Source organism: Kitasatospora sp. NPDC033851 (assembly GCF_055576085.1).
In genome coordinates this window covers 1-2,660 of record NZ_JBVIRL010000094.1, presented here as the reverse complement: position 1 = coordinate 2,660, position 2,660 = coordinate 1, and the positions used below count along the sequence as shown (strand labels likewise).

The following is a 2,660-nucleotide window of genomic DNA, read 5'->3' as shown; positions in this document are numbered from 1 at the left end:
GACACGGACCCCCAAACCATGGTTTAATTGTCTCATCAAGGCGGGGAGGGCAACCCCCGCCGAGACCCCCGGCCAACCGGCCGGAACCACCAACAATCCGAAGGACTAGCTGTGTTCGAGTACGGACCCGCCCCCATCGTGACCAGCACCACCCATGACCAGCTGGACGTGATCGAGGCCCTGCGCGTCGTGAGCGCCCTGCACGCCGTGCGCGGCTACTTCCAGCCGCTCAGCCGCCAGTGGGAGCCCCAGCCGCCCACCGCGATGGAGGCCGAGCAGTACCTTCGTGGCTACGACTACCCCCAGCTCCGGGCGGAGATCGACGGCGTGACCGACGCCGCCGACCGTGCCACCGAGGCCCTCCAGTGGTGCCTGGACGGCCAGTTCAGTGCCGAGGAGTTCCGCCAGCGGCTCGCCGCCATCGCGCGCCACCCCGTGACCACCTGGCGAAACCTGGGCCTGCTCGCCTCCGTCCCGGCCGCGATGAAGCGGGCGAAGGATGCGGCGGAGGCCGCCGAGGCCGTTAGCCGGTCCCGCCACATCGGCGTGCCGGGCTGCAGGTTGAAGGGGATGACGCTCACCGTCGTTCGCGTCGTTGACCTGCCGTCCCGGACCTACGGCTACCACGTCCAGTCGCGGAAGCTGCTGATCATGCGCGACGCCGAGTCGAACGTCTTCGCCTGGACCAGTACGAGCATCCGCCTCCCCGTCGTCGGCCGCACCGTCACGCTGTCCGGCAGCGTGAAGGCCCACCGCCACTACCGCGACACCGCGCAGACCGAACTCACCCGGTGCGCGTGGGAGTACCCGACCGACTGACCGGACGCCGGTCCCGGGCTGACGGCCCGGGACCGGCCCGGCCCCCGGCGCGGGTGGCCGGGCGTCGGCGGCATCGAGCCGCCGCCCCCCGGGCTGCCGCGCGACGGCCGGCCGCCGACGTCGCCCCGCCTTCCGAACCTCCGCACGGGAGGGCAACCCCGTGCGGACCCGGGCCGACCGGCCCGAACCACCAACATGAGAAGGACCCTGATGACCACCGACAACGCCAGCGCGGCCCAGGCCCTCGCCGCCGCCCTCACCCGCGCCCGCATCCCCGCCCGGGCCGTCGACCTCTCCGGCGACTGCCACTCCGCACAGGTCGACGTCACCATCGAAGGCGAGCCCCACACGCTCTACCTCGACCCGAGCGCCGCACCCGTCCTGTGGCAGCTGGACGACGCCTATGCCCGCGTGGCCGACACCGGCAGCTGGCCCCACCGCGCCCGCCTGACCGGCCGCCACCGCCGCACCGTCCGCGACGTCCGTGCCTGGCTCACCGAGCACGCCGCCACCCCCGGCCACCCCGCCCCCACCCCGATCCCCGAGATCATCCGCAACCACAAAGACACCTGGGAATGGCCGTTCGGCGCGGCCGCCAACCTCTACGCCCGTGTGCTGGTCGGCGGCCAGCTCGCCCCCACCGACGACACCGACGCCCTCGCCCGGGTCTTCTCCGACCTGAACCCCGAGCTCGCCGAAGAGCAGGGCCCCGATGCCGAGGCATGGGACATCGCGGTCGAGAGCATCAAGGCCCTCGCCAACGGATGGATTGTCGACGAGCGCTCCCCGTACGACCAGAGCGACTACGAGGGGTCGTGCTGCTGGTACATCGAGGAGACCGCGCCGGACGACGTCGAACGCCTCCGCCGCGCGTTCGGGGGGGACCTCCTCGCCGCCGCCACCGCCTTCCTCGCCGCCGATGACGTCCCCCGCCACCGACGCCGCGCCGCCCGTCCCCGGGTTCCTCTCCATCGCCGGATCCTCCGCCGCCTGACCGCCCGCCAGGCCTGATCCGCCCCGCCGGTCCCGGGCGCCCGCCCGGGACCGGCCCCCGCCGTGCGGAGGGCAACCCGCGCGGCCCCGGCCGACTGCCCGGCCGGACACCACCACCGACACCAACACCCCAGCGGAGAACCCCGTGCCCACCTGGACCCCCGGCCTTGTCACCCTCGACACCCTCGGCCCCTACCCCTGCCTCCTCAGCAGCCGGACCTGCCCGAACGGCTTCGCCCTGCCACGCGTGAACCTTGACGTCGTCCGCCGGATCGCCGCCGACATCGACGCCGAGAACCAGCGCTACCGCGACTGCGACACCCTTCGCGTCACCGGTACCACCGTCGACGTCATCGACTACGCCGACGGCGCCCTGGTCGAGCGGTGCGAGCCCAACGAGGACGGCACCTACTCCATCGGCCACGGCTACTGGACCTGGACCGCCTGCTGACCGAGCACCAGCCCGCCCCCGGGCCAGGGTCCGGGGGCGGGGGCCGGCAATGTCGAGCCGCCGTCCCCCGGGGCTGCCGCGCGGCGGCCGGCCGCCGCGCCAGCGGTTGTGGAATCGACGCCCTTCGGGCGGCGGCCCCGTGTCCGGCGCGTTCACCGCCGGGGCCGTGGCCGGCCCCGGCGGGCGCCGGGTGACCCGTGGGGGTTGCTCGTGGTGGGTGGTGGGGTTCGCCGTTCGGGGTGGGTGTCGGTGGTTGTTGACGGCTGGTGGGTGGTGGTGGCTGGTCGTGTGTGTTCGGCGGGGGGCGGTGGGCTGCCGGCGGGTGGTGCTGGGGGTGGGTGGGCGTGGGTGCTGGTGGTGCCGTGGTTGTCCGTCGTCCGGGTCTGCCCTTCCGTCA

General features: G+C 73.8%; 3 protein-coding genes. All 3 read left to right on the top strand.

Annotation, left to right across the window (positions count from 1 at the left end; translation table 11 throughout):
* Positions 1-111 precede the first annotated feature (111 nt).
* Entirely contained in the window at positions 112-819 is a 708-nt protein-coding gene (locus tag ACZ51D_RS43610) for a hypothetical protein (RefSeq protein ID WP_465665872.1), read from the top strand.
* 210 nt (positions 820-1,029) lie between these two features.
* On the top strand, positions 1,030-1,830 hold the full coding sequence (locus tag ACZ51D_RS43605; protein WP_465665871.1) for a hypothetical protein: 801 nt from the start codon (positions 1,030-1,032) through the stop codon (positions 1,828-1,830).
* A 127-nt stretch (positions 1,831-1,957) separates the two neighbouring features.
* On the top strand, positions 1,958-2,263 hold the full coding sequence (locus tag ACZ51D_RS43600; RefSeq protein ID WP_465665869.1) for a hypothetical protein: 306 nt from the start codon (positions 1,958-1,960) through the stop codon (positions 2,261-2,263).
* The last annotated feature ends 397 nt before the right edge of the window (positions 2,264-2,660 follow it).

Coding starts and splice junctions, on each gene's coding strand:
- ACZ51D_RS43605 (WP_465665871.1), top strand. CDS start 1,030: ATGACCACCGACAACGCCAGCGCGGCCCAGGCCCTCGCCGCCGCCCTC.